This window comes from Luteolibacter sp. Populi, assembly GCF_040801775.1.
Taxonomy (GTDB): domain Bacteria; phylum Verrucomicrobiota; class Verrucomicrobiia; order Verrucomicrobiales; family Akkermansiaceae; genus Haloferula.
Map to the genome: position 1 here is coordinate 6,316,151 of NZ_CP161812.1, position 19,815 is coordinate 6,335,965.

The following is a 19,815-nucleotide window of genomic DNA, read 5'->3' on the forward strand; positions in this document are numbered from 1 at the left end:
AGCCTTGGATAGCCCGGCAGGGCTGTCAAAGCGCTAGATGTGCCATTCCTTGCTGAAAATGAGGGTCTTCCAGAGTGCAAAAAGCCCCGGCAAGTGCCGGGGCTTTCGGAAAACCAAACTGTCCATCCGCAGCAGCTCAGCGCATGCGGTAGTAGCTGTCGGGATTGTAGAGGAAGTAGACGTCCTTCGGCGTGAGGCGCGGCAGGTAGGAGAAGGGCTTGCCATTGGCATCGACCTCTTCCTTCAGCGCGTTCGGTGCCGGGGCGGAAGCGGGAGCAGCATCGGGGCTCTTGGTGAAGGAGGTCTCCTCGATGCCCTGCACGATGTGGTCCACCCATTTGAGCTTCTGCGCGTCCTCGCCGAACTCGCTCCAGTCGCCACCGGAGTTGTGGGAATACATCTGCTTGATGAATTCGTCCGTGGTCACGCCCATCTTCTGCGCGACGGGAGTGGCGAGGCGGGTCCACCAGCGCTGGCTTTCCTTCACGATTTCCGCCTGCTCGGTCAGGTTGAGCTGACCGAAGAGGGTTGAGCTGATCTGGTGGTGCAGGATGATCGCGTTCGGATAGGCGTAGGACTGCTTGGCCAAGGTCGTGATACCCGCGGCCATCGAGGCGGCGAAGGACTTCACCACCACGTGGACCGGCGCGTCGCTCGACTCCATCGCCTTGAGAATCCGGTAGCCGGCCATCACCGAGCCGCCCGGGGATTGATCGATCACGATGAAAATCGGCTGCTTCTTGTCGAGGTTGTTGAAGAAGTCGATGCGGTCCGTGACGTTGTCCGCAGTGGTCATGCTGATCAAGCCGTTCAGGGGGATGCGGCGGTCGGAAATGACCAGGGTGCCGTCATCCCTGAGCGGGTTCTCGAGGTAGACCGGCTTGGCATCGGCATAGCCCTTGCGCTTGCCTTCCAATTCGTAGGAGGAAATCTGGTTCTGGAGCTTGGCGAGCGCGATCCCGGATTCGCTCTGGACCGCCTTGAGCTCGTTGGTGAGCAGCTCGGCCCTGGCGCGGGCGATGCTGGCATCGCGCGTGATCTGGGCGCTCTCGGCGTCGGTCTTGGCGTTCTCCGCCTCCTGCGAGGCCTGGCGCTTGGCGGCGGCCAGGGCGATGCGCTCGGTGAGGAGTTCCTTCTCCATCTTCATCTTGGTGATCTCCTCGCGCATCGCGTTGGTCTCGGCCTTGAGACGCTCGGCAGCCAAGTTGTTCTCCACCGTGAGCTTCTCCTGCTCGGCCTTGATCGGATCGGCCTTCGGAGCCTCGGCGGGCTTTTCAGCGGGCTTCTCGACGGCAGGAGCCGGGTTGGCCGGGAGCTCGCCGATCGCAATCGGCGGGGTGGCAGCCGTCGCCGGACCGGCCGGCGTGGCGTCTTGGGCGGCGAGGGCGGTGGCCATGCCAAGCAGGACCAGGGTGCAACGGGTGGTGGCTTTCATGATGGGATGTGGGGAGCACGGAGCATACCGGACTTAACCCCGGAATCTCGCAATCTAGCGCCGCCGCCATCCCGGCTTGTCTGGCCGGATTATCAGGCAGTCCGCTTCTTGCGGAGTCCGACAAACACCAAAATCCCCACAAAGGCAAGGAAGACACAGGCCAGAATCCCCAGCCACTTGATGATCCGCCCGCCGCCTTCGCGGAAGGCTGCATCGCTGGTCACCTCCGGCGCGGCCTCGCCGGGAATCCGGGAGAGTACCAGCTTGCCCGGCTCAAGTTCGGACCGGGTCATCGCCGCCATCGCCGGCCCAAGCACCGGATCCTTCACCGAGGCCTCGAACAGCCGGAGCGTCGAGAAGTGCTGCATGAAGCCGTCCGCGACGGTCTTGCCCGGCACCTCGAGCGAATCCACCTTCAGCGCCAGCTCGCGGCGCGCCAGCAGGGGGTGGCCCTTGAGCGTGCCGATCAGGTAGCGCGGATCGGAGCCGAGCGGGCCTTCTTCCCCGTCCTTGGCCAGGCGCGGGCGGCCGTTGAGCTTGTAATTGATATCGATCACCAGCGCGTCCTTGGTGATCTCCCTGATCCGGAAGGTCCCGCGGAGCTGCTTGACCGGCTCGAAGGAGGCGATCGCGAGGTTCAGGTCCGCGGCATCGAGCTCAAGCCGGGCCGGCTTCGCAGCATCGCCCGCGAGTTCGTCGCGAAATTTCTCAAGCCGCGCCGTCAGCTCCTTGACCTTGGCCTCGTTGCCCTCCAGCGGCTCGACCGGCAGCGGGGCCGGGGAGGGGGCGGTGAATTTCTCCATCTCCCCGGCCTGTTTGAAAGGCAGCCAAGCCGTGAAAGCGACAACGCCGACTAGGATGAACACCGCCAGAATCATGATCAGGCAGCCGGCGAACGGCGAACGGGCAGTAGCTTCCGGTGGCATGGGCGGCGCTTCTTAGGCGCGCTCCGGTAATTTGTCCAAGGTTAAGGGCCGCGCCTCATCCGCGGCAAAAAGGTGGTCCGCACAGTCCCCTGTGCGGTCAAAGCAGTTCTTCCTGCCGTCAAACACCCCGGCCCCCGGGAGAATCCCCCTCAACGCGAATGTCCGCGGCTTTCCCGCATTCATTCCTCCTCCTCGTCCTCCTCGAATTTCTCATCCGCCCGGATCGCATCCAGCTTCTCGCGGTAGCTCTTCTCGTCGAAGCCCCGCTTGCGCCGATACATCGCATCCGTCTCTTCCCCCAGACACGCCGCGATCCGCTCCTTCGCCCCCTTCTCGTCCATTCCGCCCGCGGTCAGGCGTTCGAGGGTTTTCGCGACATAGCGGGTCTGCGGCGCGGTGAGTTGCTGCTCCACCGCATTGAGAAGGTCTTGGAAGAAGGCTTCGGGGTCCATGCTTTGCTTGGGTTTAAGCTAGCGTCGCTTGGTACCGAAAGTGGGATTTTGATGATTATGACGGATCGCCATTACCCTCACGGTTTGAAGTTCGACCACATACAGCACGTGGTAAGGGAAATCCTTGAGATTGAAGCGTCTCCAGCCGCAACGGTCGAAATGGTAACGCTCGGGGAAATCACCGAGCTTGACGAATGCGGAAGCCAATTCGCCCAAGAACTTCTCTTCGGTGTGGATCCCCGCCTCGCGATATCGGGAGATAGCGCTGGCGATGTCGTTCGCGACAAGCCGGTGGTGAGCCAACTCCATTCTACTTCAATTGACGCTGAACCTCCGCAAAGAGTTCCTGCGTAGTAAGACCCGGCTCCGCCCCGGATCTCATCTCCTCCAAGCGTCGTCCCACTTCCTCGTCGGAAACCTCGTAGTCCGGGGCAGGCAGGGTGCCCCAAACGAACTCAGCGAAGGCCGCCCGCTCCTTAAGCGGCAGCTTGCTCACTTCTTCCTTCAAAGTTTCGATGGCAATCACCCCTCCAGCCTAGCGCTTCACCCCCTCCTCGCAAAGCCACATTTTACCCCTCACTTGGAGCGGAAAATGCCTGCCGATCTCCGAATCCCCGCTAGCATCCCGCCATGCCACGCCTCCTTCTCCTGCTACTCTGCCTCTTCCTCGCCGCCTGCAGCGGCAAGAAGGACAACTCCCTCCGCATCGGCATGGAACTGACCTACCCGCCCTTCGAGATGAAGGACGCCCAGGGCAATCCCGACGGGGTGGGGGTGAAGATGGCCGAGGCGCTGGCCGCCGATCTCGGCCGCCCGCTCAAGATCGTGCCGATGGAATTCACCGGCCTGATGCCGGCGCTCCAATCCGGCAGCGTCGATCTGGTGATCTCCTCGATGACCGCGAGCGAGGAGCGCCGCAAGTCGATCGACTTCTCCGAGCCCTACGCCTTCACCGGCCTCTCGATCCTGATCGGCAAGGACTCCACCATCCAATCGATAGAAGACCTCAACAAGGAAGGCACCCGCATCGCCGTGAAGGCCGGCACCACCGCCGAGACCCTGGTCAATGCCCGTGCGCCCAAGGCCAAAACCACCGCCTACAGCGAGGAGACCGCCTGCGTCCAGGAAGTCGCCCAGGGCCGCGCGGATGCCTTCATCTACGATCAGCTTAGTATCTACAATTACCAGAAGAAGAACCCCGATACCACCAAGGCCCTGCTCAAGGTCTTCGTCGAGGAGAACTGGGGCGTCGGCATTGCCAAGGGCAACGACGAGCTGAAGGGCAAGGTCAACGCCTTCATCGAGAAATTCCGCAAGGACGGCGGCTTCGGCAAACTCGGCGACAAATACCTCTCCGATGAGAAGAAGGCGCTCGAAGGCATGGGCGTGCCCTTCATCCTGCGCTGACCGATCTGCCTGCCATGCGCACCAACACGCAGCGGGTCTGGAACGCGATCGCCGCGCTGCTCATCGCAGCGCTGTTCGCGGCCGTCTGCAACCTGGTCTTCGCCAAACTCGGCGGCCGGACGAATTGGGCGAAGCTCTGGGAATTCCGCGCCCTCTGGTTCACCGGCTGGTGGTGCACGCTGCTGGTCTCGGCAGGGGCCCTGGTCGGCAGCCTGATCGTCGGCCTGCTGCTGATGGCGGGCCAGCGCAGTCCCTTGCCCGCGGTGAAGTGGAGCTGCCGCTTCTTCCTGGAGTTCGTCCGCGATACCCCGTTGCTGGTCCAGCTCCTGGTCGGTTACTTCGTGATCTTCGCGCCGCTGATGTCCCGCAGCCTCGATGGCATGGGCTGGAATGAGAAGATCGTGATCGGCATCGTCCTGCTCTCCCTGTTCGAGGGGGCCTACCTCGGCGAGATCTTCCGCGGCGGCGTGGAGAGCATCCCGCGCACCCAGTGGGAATCCGCCCGCGCCGTCGGCTTCAACCGCCGCCAGGTCTACCGCCACGTCATCTTCCCGCAGGCCCTGCGCCGCGTGCTGCCGGCCGTGGCGGGGCAAGCCGTTTCGCTGATCAAGGACTCCTCGCTGCTCAGCATCATCGGCGTGCAGGAGTTCTACTATCAGTCCCGGGCTTACTCGACGCGGACCTACTCCGGCCTCGATGCCTACATCCCGCTGGCAGTGGGCTACCTGATCCTTACCCTGCCGCTGGTCTTCCTCTCTTCCCGTCTCGAACGCCGCTACCGCGATGAAACTTGAGATCAAGGGTCTGACCAAACGCTTCGGAAAGCACGCCGCCCTCGACGGCCTCGACCTCCTCGTCCCCGGTGGCAAGGTCCTCGTCCTCGTCGGCCCCTCCGGCGGCGGCAAGAGCACCCTGCTGCGCGTCCTCGGCGGCCTCGAAACCCCCGACTCCGGTGAGGTCATCATCCGCGAGCAAGCCCTGCCCAAGAGCGAAGCCGCCCTGCTCGCCTACCGCCGGCGGAACGGCTTCCTCTTCCAGCAGTTCAACCTCTTTCCCCACCTGACCGCCCTGCGCAATCTCACCCTGCCGCTGGAGGAAGTGCACGGCATGTCGCCCGCCGCCGCCCGCCAGACCGCGGAAGAAGCGCTCAACCGCTTCGGTCTCGTCGAGCACGCCCACAAGCGCCCCGCCGAACTCTCCGGCGGCCAGCAGCAGCGCGTCGGCATCGCCCGCGCCGTCGCCGCCAAGCCCGAGATCCTCTTCCTCGACGAGCCCACCTCCGCCCTCGACCCCGAGATGACGGCGGAGGTCCTGGAGCTGATCCAGGAGCTCGCGGAGGAGGGCCAGCGCATCGTCCTCAGCACCCACGAAATGGGCTTCGCGAGAGCGGTCGGCGACATGGTCGCCTTCCTCGCCGCCGGCAAGGTCCTCGAAGCCGCCCCGCCCGCCCAGTGGTTCGAGCAGCCCGCCTCCGAGCAAGCCCGCCGCTTCCTCTCGAAGGTCCTGCGCTACGTTTAGCTGTCCGATCCGTCCGACAGCCTTAGGGGAGTGAGACGGATCGGACAGGGGTAGCAGTGGTGGGTAACGTTTCTTATCCTCTTACCCCTCCTACCCGCACTGTCCGATCCGTCCTATACCCCTAGGGCGGTCGGACGGATCGGACAAGAAGCGCTAGCCCGGCAGGGGCCCATCCATCGCCAGCAGCCAAGGCGTGAACTCCGGCGGGACCGGCGCTTCGAAGGCCATTCGCTTGCCGCCCACCGGGTGCTCGAAACTCAACCGCCACGCGTGCAGCATCAGCCGCCCCGGCTTCGCGGTCTGGCGCTCTGGCTTCGCGTAGATGGGGTCCCCGATCAGCGGGCAGCCCTTGTGGAGCAGGTGCACGCGGATCTGGTGGGTCCGTCCGGTGTGGAGGTGGCAGAGGACCAGCGCGCTGTTCGTGGAGCGGTCGATTCCCAGCACCTCGTAGTCGGTGATCGCCGTCTTGCCGCCCGGGGGATTCACGACCGCCATCTTCTGCCGGTTCACCGGGTGCCGTCCGATGTGGGTGAAGACCGTGTCCTTCGCCGGTGTGGGCACGCCCTGCACTGCGGCCAGATAGAGCTTCTCCATCGTGGTCCGGTCCGAGAACTGTTCCGACAGGGACTGGTGCGCCCGATCGGTCTTCGCGACCACGAGGCAACCGGAAGTGTCCTTGTCCAAGCGGTGCACGATCCCTGGGCGCTCGACCCCGCCGATCCCGGAAAGCTGTCCGCGGCAATGGTGCAGCAGGGCATTGACCAAGGTCCCATCGGGATTCCCCGCCGCCGGGTGGACGACGATCCCGGATTCCTTGTCGAGCACCAGCAGGTGTTCGTCCTCGTAGAGGATGTGGAGCGGAATGTCCTGCGCCTGCGCCTCCGCCGGCACCGCTTCGGGAAGCGCGATGCTGAGCCGGTCGCCCGCCGCGACCGCATCCCGCGGCTTGGCCGGTGCCCCGTTGCGCAGGATGAATTGCTCGCGGATTAGCTCTTGGATGCGGGAGCGCGAAAGGTCCGGCAGGTTTGCCGCCAGCCAGGCATCGAGCCGCATGCCGGCATTGTTTTCCACCCGCAGTTCCATCGCGGCGGAGGGTCGGGGCGGGCAGGCGGGTTTGTCAACCAGGCGGCGCGATTGCCGAATTGTCTGGCGGGTGGTGCCGGATTCGCGCTCTTCGCATGAGTGGAAGACTTTCTCAATGCGATCGACCGCCATGGCTGGGGCTCCTTGCCGGGGTGCGTGGGGGAGGGCGACTCGCTGCGGCTGAAGGGCGAGTGCGTGGATGCTTCCGAGAGGGGCGAATTCAAGCGGGCGGGCGTGGGCCGGGGCTTGAATCTGGAAGTGCGCGAGGACATCCGGAGGGATCAGGTCATGTGGCTGCAGCCGGGTGAAGGGATGGCCGGGACGGACTCCTACCTGGCGATGCTCGAAGTGCTGCGGCTGGCGCTCAACCAGCGCTTCTTCCTGGGCCTGTTCGCGTTCGAAGGTCATTTCGCGATCTATCCGGAAGGGGCATTCTACAAGGCCCATCTGGACCGCCATGCGGGAACCAGCGACCGGATCGTGACGGCGATCCTCTACCTCAACCAGGATTGGCAGCCCGGGGACGGGGGAGAGCTGAAGCTGTGGACGACGCCGGAGGGAAGGGACGGTGCCTTCGTGCTGATCGAGCCGCGGATGGGGACACTGGTGTGCTTCCTGGCGGGGGATTTCTGGCACGAAGTGCTGCCCGCAACGAAGGTCCGCATGAGCATCACGGGATGGTTCCGGCAGCGTTGATGCGGCCGGGCATTCCCTTCACCGACTCTTCACGAACTTCACGGGAATTGAAGTTTCCACCCGGCACGCCCGTAGCTACGCTCTGCCATGCCCGAGGGGGAACCGGATATTGCTTATTGCCACGCCTGCGGGATGACCATGGACGTCTCCCAGGTCGCGCCCTTTTCAAATGTGGAGTGCCCTTCCTGCGGCAAGCACACCCGGGTGAAGCGGGAATTCGGGCCCTACACCCTCCTGCGCCGCCACGCCATCGGCGGCATGAGCGTGGTCTTCATCGCCAACGACAATACGCTCGGCCGCGAAGTGGTGGTCAAGATCCTCAACGAGGAGTACGGCGCGGACGAAAAGCGGATCGGCGCCTTCGAGGAGGAAGCGCGCATCACCGCTTCCTTCAGCCATCCGCACGTGGTCCGCGTTTTCACGACCGGCCGAGCCTTCGGGCGCTTCTACATCGCGATGGAAGTGGTCGGTGGCGGACACATGGAGCACCACATCCGCGAGCGAGGCTCGATCCCGGAGGGCGAGATGTTGCCGCTGGCCATCCATGTCGCGGACGGCCTCAAGGCAGCCCACACCGCCGGCTTGATCCACCGCGACATCAAGCCCGGCAATATCCTTCTGGATGTCTCGGGCAATGCGAAGATCGTCGATTTCGGCCTGGCCCTGGTGACCAAGGGCGGGAAGGCCAAGGCTGCGGAAATCTGGGCGACTCCTTATTACGTCCCGCCGGAGACCATCGAGGGCCTGCCGGAGGACTTCCGCTCGGACATCTACGCTTTCGGCGCGACCCTCTACCACGCGCTGGCCGGGAAGCCGCCCTGCGACGAGGAGTCGATGGACACCAACAAGCTCCGCGAGGCCAAGCGCCGGATCCTGCCGCTGGCCAAGATGGCACCGTGGGTGAGCTTGGATACGTGCATGGTGGTGGACCGGGCGATGGCGCATGAGCCGCACCTGCGCTTCCGTTCTTACAACGACCTGCTCTCCGCGCTGGAGACCTCCCGCCAGCGGTTGGCCAGCGGCGCGGCACCGGTCACGCCGAACTCGGTGGCCCGCAATGCCGCTTCCAAGCGCCGCGAGCGGATGTCGCTGATCGGTGCCGGTTGCCTGGTGCTGGTGGCGGCGGCTTTCGGCGTCTGGTGGGTCGGACGGAATCGCGAGCAGGCGGCAGCTGCGGTCGGTCCGAATTCCGCGCCGCAATCGGCCCTGTCCCAGGCCGCTGATCCGGGAGCACCCGATGGAGCTCGCGCCGGATCCTCTTACCGCGAGGCGGGCGAGGCATTGCGCTCCGGCGATTACACGAAGGCCCGCACGCTCTTCGCCAAGGTCCGTGAAGACCCGCACGCCATGGAGCCCACCGGCTCCTGGGCTGCTTGTGAAGCGGTGGTCTGCGCCTTTCTCGACGGTTCTTCCAACGAGGCCCGCAAGGACGCGCGGGACGCCATCGCGCATTTGTCGAGTGCAAGCGGCGTCGATTCCAAGGTCAGCAACGAGCTTCTGGTCGCGCTGGACAAGGTCAAGGATCTGCGCCCCGAGATGCGTGCCGAGGATGCCCCGCTACCCACCGGGCCCGCGCTGATGGCGGCCCTGGTCCTGGGTCTCAAGAATTGGGAACAGGGCCTGCCCGACATGGCGAAGCCGCATTTCGAGGCCGTCATGGCGGTGGAGGCGAAGGGTGCCGACACTTGGGTGGAACCTTACCGTAAGATCATCACCGGCTATCTCACCGATGCGGAGACCCTGCACAGCATCGCGGCCGAGAAGCTGCCGGATAGCCCCGCCAACTGCCGCAGCCTCGCGGACGAACTCCACGCCGTGCATTCCGGGCTGAAGACGAAGGGCCGGGCCCGCTTCAATATCCGTGCGCTGCAACTCGATTTGGAAAAGCGCGCGCGCCTGCTCGAAGCTGCCGCCCCGCCGGCCGCCCCGGATCCAACTCCGGAGCCGGCCGGAGGCGACCGCCTCGCGCAGGCTCGCAGTGCCGCCGCGGAATGCCGCTTCGCCGATGCCGCCTTGCTGCTCAAGGAGAGCCAGGCTGGCGACGAATCCTCGGCCGCGACCCTTCTGCTGGTGGAAGCCGCGGACGCCTTCCTGGGCGACCTCGAGGAGAAGCTGAAGTCGCCGCCGCCTGCCGATATCGCCTTGGAACTCCGGGACGCCACCAAGCTCGACCGCATCACCGGCACCCGTCCCGGTGGCCTGCGGGTGGTGGATGCCGCCGGCGAAGCCCGCGATGTCCCGTGGGCCCTGCTTTCCGCGGACAGCATGATCGAGATCCACCGCGCGCTGGTGAAGAACGAGACCAGCGAAATCGAGCGCCTGCGCCGCCACGAGCAGGCGATCGCCTTCGACCTGCTGGCCGGGAATGTCGAGCGCGGGAAGAAGGCGGGTGCCGATCTGGCCTCCCGCTATCCATTCTTCAAGCGCCGCTGGGATACGATGCAGGCGGGGATTCCGTGAAGTAAGAGCAAGCCGCGTGCTCCCCCATCCGCCCCCGCACTTGCCACCCGCTCCGGGATTCCTCAGGATTCCCGAAACATCCCCATGGCCGACTACACCGAAGCCGATATCAAGTCCCTCGATTGGCGCGAACACATCCGCCTCCGCCCCGGCATGTACATCGGCAAGCTGGGCGATGGCTCCTCGCAGGACGATGGCATCTACATCCTGCTCAAGGAGGTCATCGATAACTCGATCGACGAGCACATCATGGGCTACGGGAAGGAGATCCGCGTCGAGATCGACGAGGAAGGCCGGGTTGAGGTCCGCGACTTCGGGCGCGGCATCCCGCTGGGCAAGCTCTTCGACTGCGCCGCGCAGATCAACACGGGGGCAAAGTACGACAGCGAGGCTTTCAAGAAATCGGTAGGCCTCAACGGCGTCGGCATCAAGGCGGTGAATGCGCTCGCGGATTTCTTCGAGATCCAGGCTTGGCGCGATGGCCAGACGAAGGCGATCGAGTTTTCCAAGGGCCTGATCACCCAGGACATGAAGAATCCGCGGCGGGAAGAAGCACCTTCCGGCACGCGGCTGGCCTTCGAGATCGACCGCGGCATTTTCCCTCCCAAGTCCAAGTTCAAGGACGCCTTCGTCGAGCGGATGTGCCGCTACTATTCTTACCTGAATCCCGGCCTCACGATCGTCTTCAACGGCAAGAAATTCAAATCGAAGGACGGCCTGCTCGACCTGCTCCGCGAGGAGATGGAGAACGAGGCCCTCTACGATCCGATCCACCTCAAGGGCGACGACATCGAGGTGGCCTTCACCCATACCGCCGAGAGCGCGGAGGAGTACTACACCTTTGTCAACGGCCAGAATACCACCCAGGGCGGCACCCACTTGCAGGCCTTCCGCGAGGGCCTGGTGAATGCGGTCCGGCTCTTCTACAAGAAGCAGTACGATCCGGCGGACATCCGCGCCGGCATCGAGGCGGCCATCGTCGTGCGCGTCGTCGAACCGGTCTTCGAGTCGCAGACCAAGACCAAGCTCGGCTCCGCGACGATCACGCCGAACGGCGAGTCGATCCGCACCTTCGTCGGCAATTTCCTCAAGCAGCACCTCGATAACTACCTGCACAAGCACCCGAAGGTGGCCGAGGTGATCCAGAAGCGGATCCAGTCCGCGGAGCGCGAGCGCAAGGACATGAAGGGCATCCAGAAGATGGCCCGCGAGCGCGCCCGCCAGGCGAAGGTCCACAACAAGAAGCTCCGCGATTGCCGCGCGCACCTCGACTCGAAGCACAAGCAGCGCCTCGACAGCACCCTCTTCATCACCGAGGGCGACTCCGCCTCCGGTTCGATCACCAAGAGCCGCGATGTCGAAACGCAGGCCGTGTTCTCGCTGCGCGGCAAGCCGCTCAACACCTTCGGCCTCGCCAAGAAAATCGTTTACGAGAACGAGGAGTTCGCGCTCCTCCAAGCCGCGCTCGGCATCGAGGACGGCATCGAGGAACTGCGCTACAACCGCGTCGTCGTCGCCACCGATGCCGATGTGGACGGCATGCACATCCGCTTGCTGTTGCTGACCTTCTTCCTGCAGTTCTTCCCGGAGATCATCCGGGAGGGCCATCTCTACATTCTCCAGACTCCGCTCTTCCGCGTGCGTAACAAGAAGGAGACGATCTATTGCTACGATGAGGAAGCGAAGCAGAAGGCCCTGAACAAGCTCGGCAAGACATCCGAAGTCACCCGCTTCAAGGGCCTCGGCGAGATCTCGCCGGACGAGTTCAAGTTCATGATCGGCCCGGACATGAAGCTCGACCACGTTGAGTTCGAGGAAGGGAAGGGGACCAAGGAATTGCTCGCCTTCTACATGGGCAAGAATACCCCCGACCGCCAGGAGTTCATCATCGGGAATCTGCGGGTGGACGTGGACCGGCAGGTGGCGTGAAGATGAATGGCGGGGGGAAACCAAGGCGATAGCATGGTCACCTTGGATGCCCCGCGTCCTACGGACACTGTCGCATTGGTTAGCCTCTTCACCGAGCCTTCGGGGACCTTACGGAGAAAGGTCCCTGCCTTCGCCAGTTTTCAGACAGCCTCTGAGCGTAGGAGAAGGCAGCCCTGCCAACAGCCATCGCATCCACCCCGGCGACCAGATGCTGCTCCTCCTCGAGCTTCTCCAAATGGCGCGGCAAGAGCCCGGACCTAACAGATATCGGTTTCAAAGTGCTTGTCTCCCGTCCGCATCGTCTCCACGTTTCCGAGGATGACAACTCCGCCTGCTGCCGGTGCATCCGAGCCGATCCCTGAATTTCCTTTTCCGATTCATGCGGTGCGGGGAGGGGAGCTTGCCTCGCAACTCCAAAAGCTCCGCTCGGAATATGCGGCCACCGGGCACATCCCGGTGATCTTGGGAGACCGGGACAGCGTCGAACGCCTGATGGAGACCTATGAGTTCAATACCGAAGAAGGTGAACTCCCCGATTCCCTCGAACGTGATCCGAGTGCTTGGTTCCAAGAGAGGATTGACGAGGATCCGGAAGCTTTCGAATCGATGGAGGATGACGAGTTTCATCCCGAATCCGCCGCTCCGATGACTTCCTTTGCCGCGGGACACGATCATCGTGGCAATGAGATTGAAGAAGTGTGGATTGCCAAAGTGGAGGCTGCCCATTCTTGGGATTTGCCGCTGAAGCTGGGCTATGGTGCCTGGAACTCGTGCCCTTCTCCGGAAGGGCACTCGGTGATCGCCCGCTACTGGGCGGAGAAGTATGGTGCGGAGATCGCGGTGATGACTTCGGATACGGTTGAATTCACCGTAGCCCGCCCGCCAGTGACGCCGGAACAGTGCGCCGAACTGGCACGTGAGCAATTCATCTACTGCACCGACATCGTCGACCAGGGAGTGGGGTCTGTCTCCACCCTTGCGAAATGCTTGGAAGGATCAACCGTTTGGTTCTTCTGGTGGGATTGAAGGCGATCACGGAGTCGGCGTCGCCACCACGCGGAAGTAGCGGCTGCCCGCACCGGGCAAGGGTTCGGCCACCGTCGTGCTCACGGTTCCACCCGTGCCCGGAACGCTCGCGATCTCGACCCACTCGAGCATGTCGTTGCTCATGAAGACCCCGTAGTTTTGTCCCGTTGCGGTGGTCCATTCCAGGGTGCTGTCGCCGGGTGCCCCCGTATAGGACACCAGCGTGATCGCCGGGATCGGCAGGTAGGAACTCGCTCCGTTGGTGTAGGTCGTGAAGCCTGCGGGAGCGGGTAGCGGGGCACTCGAGCCTATGGTCGGCACGTAGGTCCCGACCGGTGCGGGAATGGACTCCGATGCGCCGGAGAGCGGGACGTAGGAACCTGCCGGAGCTTGGGTCGGGATTTGGGATCCGGGGTTGGGAACAAAGGTCCCGGCGGCGGCGCGTTGGAAGTTTGATGACGCGGGTGCCGGCACGAAGTGCCCGAGCGGCGCAGGCAGCGATTGCTGCATGCCTTGGGCCGGAACGTAGTATCCCGGTTGCGCGGTTTGCGTGGTGAAGTTGCCGAAGGTGGAGGTGAAGCTTCCCGGAGGTGCTGGCAATTGCACACTCGCGCCGATCCCGGGAACAAAGTAGCCCGGGCTGGCCGGGATCGATGCCTGCATTCCCGCCACGGGGGCATAGTTGCCCGGCAGGGTCGGGATGCCGAAGGTCATTCCCGCGGACGGCGCGATCTTGCCCGCATCCACCGGGGTCTGTTCGCTCGCCCCGCCGGTAGGGACGTGATATCCCGGGCTGGCAGGGATCGGCGCCGTCATCCCCGGCTGTGGCGTGTAGTAGCCTGGCTCGCAAGGCGTGGCGGAGCTCTTTCCCAGTTCGCTCACGTAGCTGCCAGCCGGAGCCGGCAACTGGAGCGCGTAACCTGCGAAGGGCACATAGTAGCCTGCGTTTGCCTGGATCTGCTGGCTCATGCCGGCGACCGGAGTGTAGTAGCCGGGGCTGCAAGGCGTGGTGGCCGTTGCATTTGCCAGCGGCACATAGGTTCCCGCCGGGGCAGGGAAGACGTTGGTCCCATCGTTATAATAGCCAGGGGGAGAATCCAAGGCCCAGCAAGCGGGCGCAATCAGGGCGGCAAGAACCGGCAGCGACTTGATCATATGGGGAGGGCAAGCCGCCGGCTCATCCGGCAACTTTCCTTCAGCATTAGCAATTCCCGAGCACCTTTGCAATCCATGGAATTTCCGGCGCTTCCGACCCTCTTAGCCCCTGCCTTTCATCCCGCGCAGCGCACTTCGATTGATGATTGGAAGATTAGTGATTAGTGATTTCATCAAATGATAACCCGTCTCCACGTCAACGGCCGCGACACCGCCCTGCAGGCGGATGGCGAGCGGCTCCTGCTCAGCGTCCTGCGCGATGACCTGGCCCTCACCGGTTGCAAGCCGGGCTGCGGGGAGGGGCAGTGCGGCGCTTGCACCGTCCTGATCGATGGCAAGGCGGTGCGCTCCTGCATGATCCCCGCGGCTGCGGTCGGCGAAGCAAAGATCCGCACGGCCGAGGGCTTGGAAAAAGACGGCAAACTCCACCCCGTCCAGCAGGCATTCCTCGATGCCGATGCCCTACAATGCGGCTACTGCACCTGTGGCATGGTGATGTCCGCCGTGGCGCTCCTTGAGGCGCATCCTGAGCCCAACGATGAGCAATTCCTCGCCGCCATGGATGGCAATATCTGCCGCTGCGGCGTCTACAACCGCATCCGCGACGCCGTCCGCATCGCCTCGGAAACCCTCGCCGAGAACGACCGGTGAATACCCTCGAATCTCTTTCCTTCGATCGCCGCCGCTTCTTCAAGCTTCTCGGCGGTGGCATCTTCGTCGCCTTCTGCGCCCCCTCTCTGTCGGCCCAGGAACGTCGGGGCGGAGGCGGCCGTCGCGGTGGGCCTCCGAGGCCGATGGAAGTCAGCGCCTGGCTGCACATCGGCGAGGATGGCATGGTGCAGGTCTTCACCGGCAAGACCGAGGTCGGCCAAAACATCCGCACCTCGCTGAGCCAAGCCGTCGCCGAAGAACTGCATGTCCCCATGGCCGCGATCCGCATGCTGATGGCTGACACCGATCTCGTGCCCTTCGACATGGGCACCTTCGGCAGCCGTAGTACTCCGGACATGGCGCTGCATCTGCGCAAGATCGCCGCCGCGGGCCGGGAGGCGCTCATCGATCTCGCCAAGGAGCAATGGCAGGCGAACCGCGACGACCTTTCCGCGGCATCGGGAAAGGTCACTCATCGCGATGGCCGCTCGGTCGACTACGGGGCGCTGGCCAAGGGCCGGAAGCTCGCCGCGATGGTGACGGATGCGACCAAGCTCAAGCCTGCCGCCGATTGGACCATCGCCGGGACCGCGGTGCCGAAGGTCGATGGCCGCGACTTCGTCACCGGCCAGCACCGCTACACCACCGACATGTCCTTGCCCGGCATGCTCCATGGCAAGATCCTCCGCGCGCCCGCCTACGGCGCGAAGCTCAAGTCCTTGGACGATTCGAAAGCGAAGGCCATCGAAGGCGTGAGCGTGGTGAAGGACGGCGACTTCGTTGGGGTCACCGCAGCGAATCCCGCCTTGGCCGCGAAGGCACTCGACTTGCTGCAAGCCGAATGGGAGGGCGGCGGCGGGCCATCTAACAAGGAGCTGCATGGCATCCTCAGGAACACCACCGACCGCGGCGATGCGGGAGCGAAAATCGACGAAGCCCTCAGCTCCGCCGCGCATAAGCTGGAGCAAACTTACACGGTCGAATACATCGCGCATTGCCCGCTGGAAACCCGCGCCAGCGTGGCCGAATGGAAGGATGGCAAGGTTACGGTTTGGACCGGCACGCAGCGCCCCTTCGGCGTGAAGGACGAACTGGTGAGCGCCTTCTCCCTGGCTCCGGAAAAGGTCCGGGTAATCGTGCCGGACACTGGATCCGGTTACGGTGGCAAGCACAGCGGGGAAGCTGCGATCGAGGCTGCGCGCTTGGCGAGGGCGGTGGGTAAACCGGTCAAGGTCGCGTGGTCGCGCGAGGAAGAATTCCGCTGGGCTTACTTCCGCCCCGCCGCGGTCATCGAGGTGAAGGCCGCCATCGATGCGGAAGCCAAGCTGACCGCCTGGGAATTCCACAGCCACAATCCCGGCGGCGCGGCCATCGAGACACCCTACGATGCGCCTGTGAAATCGGTGCGCAGCCACGGCAGTAAATCGCCGCTACGGCAGGGCTCGTACCGTGGTCTCGCGGCTGCGGCGAATTGCTTCGCCCGCGAGTCAGCGATGGACGAACTCGCGCTGATGGCCGCCATCGATCCCCTCGAATTCCGCCTGCGCAATCTCAAGGACGAGCGGCTGCGCGCCGTGCTCGAAGCCGCCGCCGAGCGCTTCGGCTGGAAGGGCCGCAAGAGTCACTGCGGGATCGCCTGCGGCATCGACAAGGGCGGCTACGTCGCCAATTGCGTAGAGCTTGAAGTGAAGGACGGCAGCGTCGAACTCCGCCGCATCGTCGCCGCCTTCGAATGCGGCGCCATCGTCAATCCGCTGCACCTCAAGAACCAGATCGAAGGCAGCATTGTCATGGGCCTCGGCGGCGCGCTCTCCGAAGCGATCCGATTCGCCGATGGCAAGATCCTCAATCCCGCCTTCTCCTCATACCGCGTCCCGCGCTTCTCCGATGTCCCGCCGGTCGAGATCGTGCTACTTGACCGGAAAGACCTGCCCTCCGCCGGGGCAGGGGAGTGCCCGATCATGGCCATCGCCCCCGCCATCGGCAGCGCAATTCAAGCGGCTACGGGCCAGCGCCGGCGCGCGATGCCGATGAAGTAGTCCGCTCAGTCCTCTGAGCGGATGAACGGTCCCGGTCATTCCGCCTCGGCTAGGAAGCCAGCGGCCTTCAAGACCGTCCGATCCGGAATAACTGAGCGCCGTCAAGCACCGCCCATCGCCCCGGAGGACTGAACGGACTACTTTTGCCGTTGCCCGCATCCTGCGATCCGCTTGAATTCCCCAAGAAATCCAATTTATGGGACGCGCCTTTGAATGCCGACGCCGAGCCAAGGAAGCCCGCTGGGACACCATGTCCCGGGTCTTCCCGAAGCTCGCCAAATCCATCACCATGGCTGCCAAGAACGGCGGCCCTGATCCTACGGCCAATGCCCCGCTGCGGATGGCCATCGCCAACGCGAAGGGCCAGAACCTGCCGAAGGACAAGATCGATGCCGCGATCAAGCGCGCCGCCGGCAAGGACGCCGCCGACATCGTGGAAGTCGCCTACGAGGCCAAGGGCCCGCATGGCTCTCTCTTCTACATCGAATGCGCCACTGACAACACCAACCGCTCGGTGGTCAACATCAAGACCATCTTCAACAAGAACGGCGGCCAGGTCGTGAATAGCGGCCAACTCGACTTCATGTTCACCCGCAAGACCGTGGTCGAATTCGAAGTCACCCCGGACACCAATTTGGAAGAGATCGAGCTCGAGTTGATCGACGCCGGCCTCGAGGAACTGGAAGAGGAAGACGGCGTCGTCCGGGCCATCGGCGAATACGCCAGCTTCTCCAGCCTCACCGCGGGCTTTGAAAAGCTCGGCATCCCCGTGAAGAAAGCTGGCCTCGAGCGCATTCCCACCCAGCCGATTGAATTGACCGAAGAGCAGATGGCTGAAGTCGAAGTCATCCTGGAGAAAATCGAGGAGGACGACGACGTGCAGGTGGTCTTCACGAATCTGGCTTGAAAGGTGGTCCGCACAGTCCTCTGTGCGGCTGACCGGTCCTTGGCAGCGTGCCTCGGTCTACCGGAGCTCAGTTTGGAATCTTGTTCGGACGCGCGGAAGGTGACTTGGCCGCTGGGGACCATTCGACCGCACAGAGGACTGTGCGGACCACCTTTAGGGCTCGATCACCCGGATCTCCGGGATCGACCGGAAATGTTTGTCCCGCGTCATCACGGCGGCGCCGGCTCGCCTCGCGCAACAGGCGATCACGATGTCTTGGAGCGGCAGGGTTTTCCCCTGCCGGTCGAGTTGCCAGGCGAGCTGCCAAGCCTCGTCCCACAGGCCCGCCGTCGTCGCCACCATCTGGGTGACCGAGAAAAACTCTTCCAGCCGGTCACGCTGCTTCGGGCCTTTGATCCCGCGCAAGACCTCCGCTTTCACGACCCCGCAGCAGGCGATGTCCTCCAGCGATATGCTCCGGGCCACCTCCTGCACGGGGTCGAGGCCGGCATTCAGCCAGTCGATGTAGACGTTCGAGTCAATCAGGACGAGGGGCTCCATAGGGCGGGGATTCTTCGGCGACTCGTGAGCTTGGCGTCGGGCGGTCGGCTGCGTAGCCGGGATAGACGGCGTCCTTCAATTCTGCGGCGGTCAAGCCCAAGCCTTCCTTCATGAATTTCCTCAAGCGCGCCTTCCGGTCCAATTCCTTCAAGGCGTATTCGACCGCATCGGTCTTGGTTTCCAATCCATAGGTATCCATGACCCTTTTCAACAAGGCGTCATCAATGTGCATGGTCATCTTCATGCCATACTTGATATGGGCCCATATCCTGTATGGCAAGTTGTTTTTCTACCTCGCTCCCAAAAATCCGTTGAAAATGAGTGGCTACCGAATCGGAGAATTCCCCGGTGCCGACGCTTCGCCCCGCCTCCTGCGTCACGCAGCTCATCACCACCCCGTCGATCCCGCAGGGCGTGATCGCGAAAAAGGGCAGCAGCGACTCCGGCGTGATGTTGATCGCGAAGCCGTGCATGGAGATCCACTTCCGCACGCCCACGCCGATCGAGGCCAGCTTGCGGTTCTCCACCCACACCCCCGTCATGCCCTCCCGCCGTCCCGCCGGAATCCCGAAGTCCTGGCAGGCCAGGATCAGGGCTTCCTCGATTCCCCGGAGGTGGGCATGGAGATCGCGGTTCCGTTCGCGGAGGTCCAGGATTGGATAGCCCACCAATTGTCCCGGCCCGTGATAGGTCGCCTGCCCGCCGCGGTTGGTCTCGAAGACCGGGGCCGGCAGCAGCGTGGAATCGCGCAGCGACGACTGGTCCCGCAGACGGCCAATCGTATAAACCGGCGCATGCTCTAACAAAAACAGCGTCTCTTCGCCACTGCCGTCCAGCAGCGCGTCCACCGCCGCATCCTGCAGTTTCAGCCCTTCCTCATAGGGAATGCCTCCTCCCAAGGGGACCGTCTTCATACCTGCCTCCTCTCCAGCATCTTGGCCTTCAGCGGATCGGATGCCTGCAGGTGCGCCAGCGCGATCGCCAGCGCATCCGCCGCATCGTGCGGCGGCGTCTCCGCCAAGCCTAACAGCGCGCGCACCATGAAGGCCACCTGCTGCTTGTCCGCCGTGCCCTTGCCGACCACCGCCATCTTGATCTTGCGCGGTGCGTATTCGTAAACCTTCAGCCCCGCATCCGCCGCCGCGATCAGTGCCGCCGCCCGCGCCGCGCCCATCGAGATCGCCGTGCGGTGCGATTGCACATAGATGATGCCCTCCACTGCCACCTCATCCGGCTGATACTTCTCGATCACGTTCCGCAAGTGGCTGCGCACGGCGGCCAGCGCGGCGGATTGCGGCAGCTTGTCGGGGATCGAAATCACCTCATAGGCCAGCGCCTTGGCATTCCTGCCATCGCCTTCAATCACGGCATAGCCGGTGTTGCGGATGGCTGGATCGATGGCGAGGACACGCATGCGCCGGAGACTAAGACAAACCCTTGAGCTTCCGTTCGATCCATCGGGGATCGCGCCGTAGGTCCAGGACCGCCCGGATCAAGACTTCGCCGTTCTCGACCTGATAGTAGGCCGCGTAGGGAAACCGCTTCGATAGCAGCCGGTGAAAACGTCCGAAGTGGACAGAATGAATTCCTG

Annotated in this window: 21 protein-coding genes; 10 read left to right on the forward strand and 11 right to left on the reverse strand. The window is 63.8% G+C overall.

Features of this window, described 5'->3' with window-relative positions; genetic code table 11:
* Positions 1-136: 136 nt before the first annotated feature.
* The 5 genes from ABWK72_RS25690 to ABWK72_RS25710 all read right to left on the reverse strand — a co-directional run bounded on the left by ABWK72_RS25690 (position 137) and on the right by ABWK72_RS25710 (position 3,339).
* Positions 137-1,435 carry an ATP-dependent Clp protease proteolytic subunit gene (locus ABWK72_RS25690; RefSeq protein WP_367872433.1) on the reverse strand — a complete coding sequence of 433 codons (1,299 nt, stop codon included), beginning with the start codon at positions 1,433-1,435 and terminating at the stop codon, positions 137-139.
* A 92-nt stretch (positions 1,436-1,527) separates the two neighbouring features.
* A complete protein-coding gene (locus tag ABWK72_RS25695; protein WP_367872434.1) occupies positions 1,528-2,361 on the reverse strand; it encodes a hypothetical protein in 834 nt (277 codons plus the stop codon).
* Positions 2,362-2,540: 179 nt separating this feature from the next.
* A complete protein-coding gene (locus tag ABWK72_RS25700; RefSeq protein WP_367872435.1) occupies positions 2,541-2,813 on the reverse strand; it encodes a hypothetical protein in 273 nt (90 codons plus the stop codon).
* Positions 2,814-2,831: 18 nt separating this feature from the next.
* Entirely contained in the window at positions 2,832-3,122 is a 291-nt protein-coding gene (locus ABWK72_RS25705) for a type II toxin-antitoxin system RelE/ParE family toxin (RefSeq protein WP_367872436.1), read from the reverse strand.
* Between the two features lies 1 nt (position 3,123).
* The gene (locus tag ABWK72_RS25710) at positions 3,124-3,339 is read right to left on the reverse strand and encodes a hypothetical protein (RefSeq protein ID WP_367872437.1); all 216 of its coding nucleotides are present in this window, start codon (positions 3,337-3,339) and stop codon (positions 3,124-3,126) included.
* A gap of 104 nt (positions 3,340-3,443) precedes the next feature.
* Between ABWK72_RS25710 and ABWK72_RS25715 the strand changes: the two genes are divergently transcribed.
* The 3 genes from ABWK72_RS25715 to ABWK72_RS25725 are packed head-to-tail and all read left to right on the forward strand — an operon-like array spanning position 3,444 to position 5,738.
* Entirely contained in the window at positions 3,444-4,220 is a 777-nt protein-coding gene (locus ABWK72_RS25715; RefSeq protein ID WP_367872438.1) for a transporter substrate-binding domain-containing protein, read from the forward strand.
* A gap of 14 nt (positions 4,221-4,234) precedes the next feature.
* Complete coding sequence (locus tag ABWK72_RS25720; protein ID WP_367872439.1) at positions 4,235-5,014, forward strand: amino acid ABC transporter permease; 780 nt, start codon at positions 4,235-4,237, stop codon at positions 5,012-5,014.
* Complete coding sequence (locus ABWK72_RS25725) at positions 5,004-5,738, forward strand: amino acid ABC transporter ATP-binding protein (protein WP_367872440.1); 735 nt, start codon at positions 5,004-5,006, stop codon at positions 5,736-5,738. Before ABWK72_RS25720 ends, ABWK72_RS25725 begins: the two co-directional genes overlap by 11 nt.
* 153 nt (positions 5,739-5,891) lie before the next feature.
* Here the strand turns inward: ABWK72_RS25725 and ABWK72_RS25730 are convergent, their stop codons facing one another.
* Positions 5,892-6,821, reverse strand: a complete 930-nt coding sequence (locus ABWK72_RS25730) for an RluA family pseudouridine synthase (RefSeq protein ID WP_367872441.1) — start codon at positions 6,819-6,821, stop codon at positions 5,892-5,894.
* Between the two features lie 99 nt (positions 6,822-6,920).
* Between ABWK72_RS25730 and ABWK72_RS25735 the strand changes: the two genes are divergently transcribed.
* The 4 genes from ABWK72_RS25735 to ABWK72_RS25750 all read left to right on the forward strand — a co-directional run bounded on the left by ABWK72_RS25735 (position 6,921) and on the right by ABWK72_RS25750 (position 12,932).
* Positions 6,921-7,517, forward strand: a complete 597-nt coding sequence (locus ABWK72_RS25735) for a 2OG-Fe(II) oxygenase (RefSeq protein WP_367872442.1) — start codon at positions 6,921-6,923, stop codon at positions 7,515-7,517.
* Between the two features lie 87 nt (positions 7,518-7,604).
* On the forward strand, positions 7,605-9,977 hold the full coding sequence (locus ABWK72_RS25740) for a protein kinase (protein WP_367872443.1): 2,373 nt from the start codon (positions 7,605-7,607) through the stop codon (positions 9,975-9,977).
* An 84-nt stretch (positions 9,978-10,061) separates the two neighbouring features.
* Entirely contained in the window at positions 10,062-11,906 is a 1,845-nt protein-coding gene (locus ABWK72_RS25745) for a DNA topoisomerase IV subunit B (protein WP_367872444.1), read from the forward strand.
* A gap of 318 nt (positions 11,907-12,224) precedes the next feature.
* Positions 12,225-12,932: a DUF4253 domain-containing protein gene (locus ABWK72_RS25750; RefSeq protein ID WP_367872445.1), complete on the forward strand. Its 708-nt coding sequence runs from the start codon at positions 12,225-12,227 to the stop codon at positions 12,930-12,932.
* A 6-nt stretch (positions 12,933-12,938) separates the two neighbouring features.
* Here ABWK72_RS25750 and ABWK72_RS25755 read toward each other — a convergent pair whose 3' ends face one another.
* Positions 12,939-14,087, reverse strand: coding sequence for a hypothetical protein (locus tag ABWK72_RS25755; protein WP_367872446.1), 1,149 nt, complete (start codon positions 14,085-14,087; stop codon positions 12,939-12,941).
* Positions 14,088-14,264: 177 nt separating this feature from the next.
* Between ABWK72_RS25755 and ABWK72_RS25760 the strand changes: the two genes are divergently transcribed.
* The 3 genes from ABWK72_RS25760 to ABWK72_RS25770 all read left to right on the forward strand — a co-directional run bounded on the left by ABWK72_RS25760 (position 14,265) and on the right by ABWK72_RS25770 (position 17,684).
* Positions 14,265-14,738, forward strand: coding sequence for a (2Fe-2S)-binding protein (locus ABWK72_RS25760; protein WP_367872447.1), 474 nt, complete (start codon positions 14,265-14,267; stop codon positions 14,736-14,738).
* Positions 14,735-16,777 (forward strand): molybdopterin cofactor-binding domain-containing protein, encoded by a 2,043-nt coding sequence (locus ABWK72_RS25765; protein WP_367872448.1) that lies wholly within the window; start codon positions 14,735-14,737, stop codon positions 16,775-16,777. The genes ABWK72_RS25760 and ABWK72_RS25765 overlap by 4 nt, the downstream gene beginning before the upstream one ends.
* A 196-nt stretch (positions 16,778-16,973) precedes the next feature.
* A complete protein-coding gene (locus ABWK72_RS25770) occupies positions 16,974-17,684 on the forward strand; it encodes a YebC/PmpR family DNA-binding transcriptional regulator (RefSeq protein ID WP_367872449.1) in 711 nt (236 codons plus the stop codon).
* A 153-nt stretch (positions 17,685-17,837) separates the two neighbouring features.
* Here ABWK72_RS25770 and ABWK72_RS25775 read toward each other — a convergent pair whose 3' ends face one another.
* From ABWK72_RS25775 to ruvC, 4 genes are read right to left on the reverse strand one after another with little or no spacing between them, the layout of a single operon-like run.
* The gene (locus ABWK72_RS25775) at positions 17,838-18,224 is read right to left on the reverse strand and encodes a PIN domain-containing protein (RefSeq protein ID WP_367872450.1); all 387 of its coding nucleotides are present in this window, start codon (positions 18,222-18,224) and stop codon (positions 17,838-17,840) included.
* On the reverse strand, positions 18,202-18,462 hold the full coding sequence (locus ABWK72_RS25780; RefSeq protein WP_367872451.1) for a type II toxin-antitoxin system VapB family antitoxin: 261 nt from the start codon (positions 18,460-18,462) through the stop codon (positions 18,202-18,204). The genes ABWK72_RS25775 and ABWK72_RS25780 overlap by 23 nt, the downstream gene beginning before the upstream one ends.
* Entirely contained in the window at positions 18,446-19,138 is a 693-nt protein-coding gene (lipB, locus tag ABWK72_RS25785) for a lipoyl(octanoyl) transferase LipB (RefSeq protein ID WP_367872453.1), read from the reverse strand. The genes ABWK72_RS25780 and lipB overlap by 17 nt, the downstream gene beginning before the upstream one ends.
* Entirely contained in the window at positions 19,135-19,638 is a 504-nt protein-coding gene (gene ruvC / locus ABWK72_RS25790; protein WP_367872454.1) for a crossover junction endodeoxyribonuclease RuvC, read from the reverse strand. Before ruvC ends, lipB begins: the two co-directional genes overlap by 4 nt.
* Between the last annotated feature and the right edge of the window lie 177 nt (positions 19,639-19,815).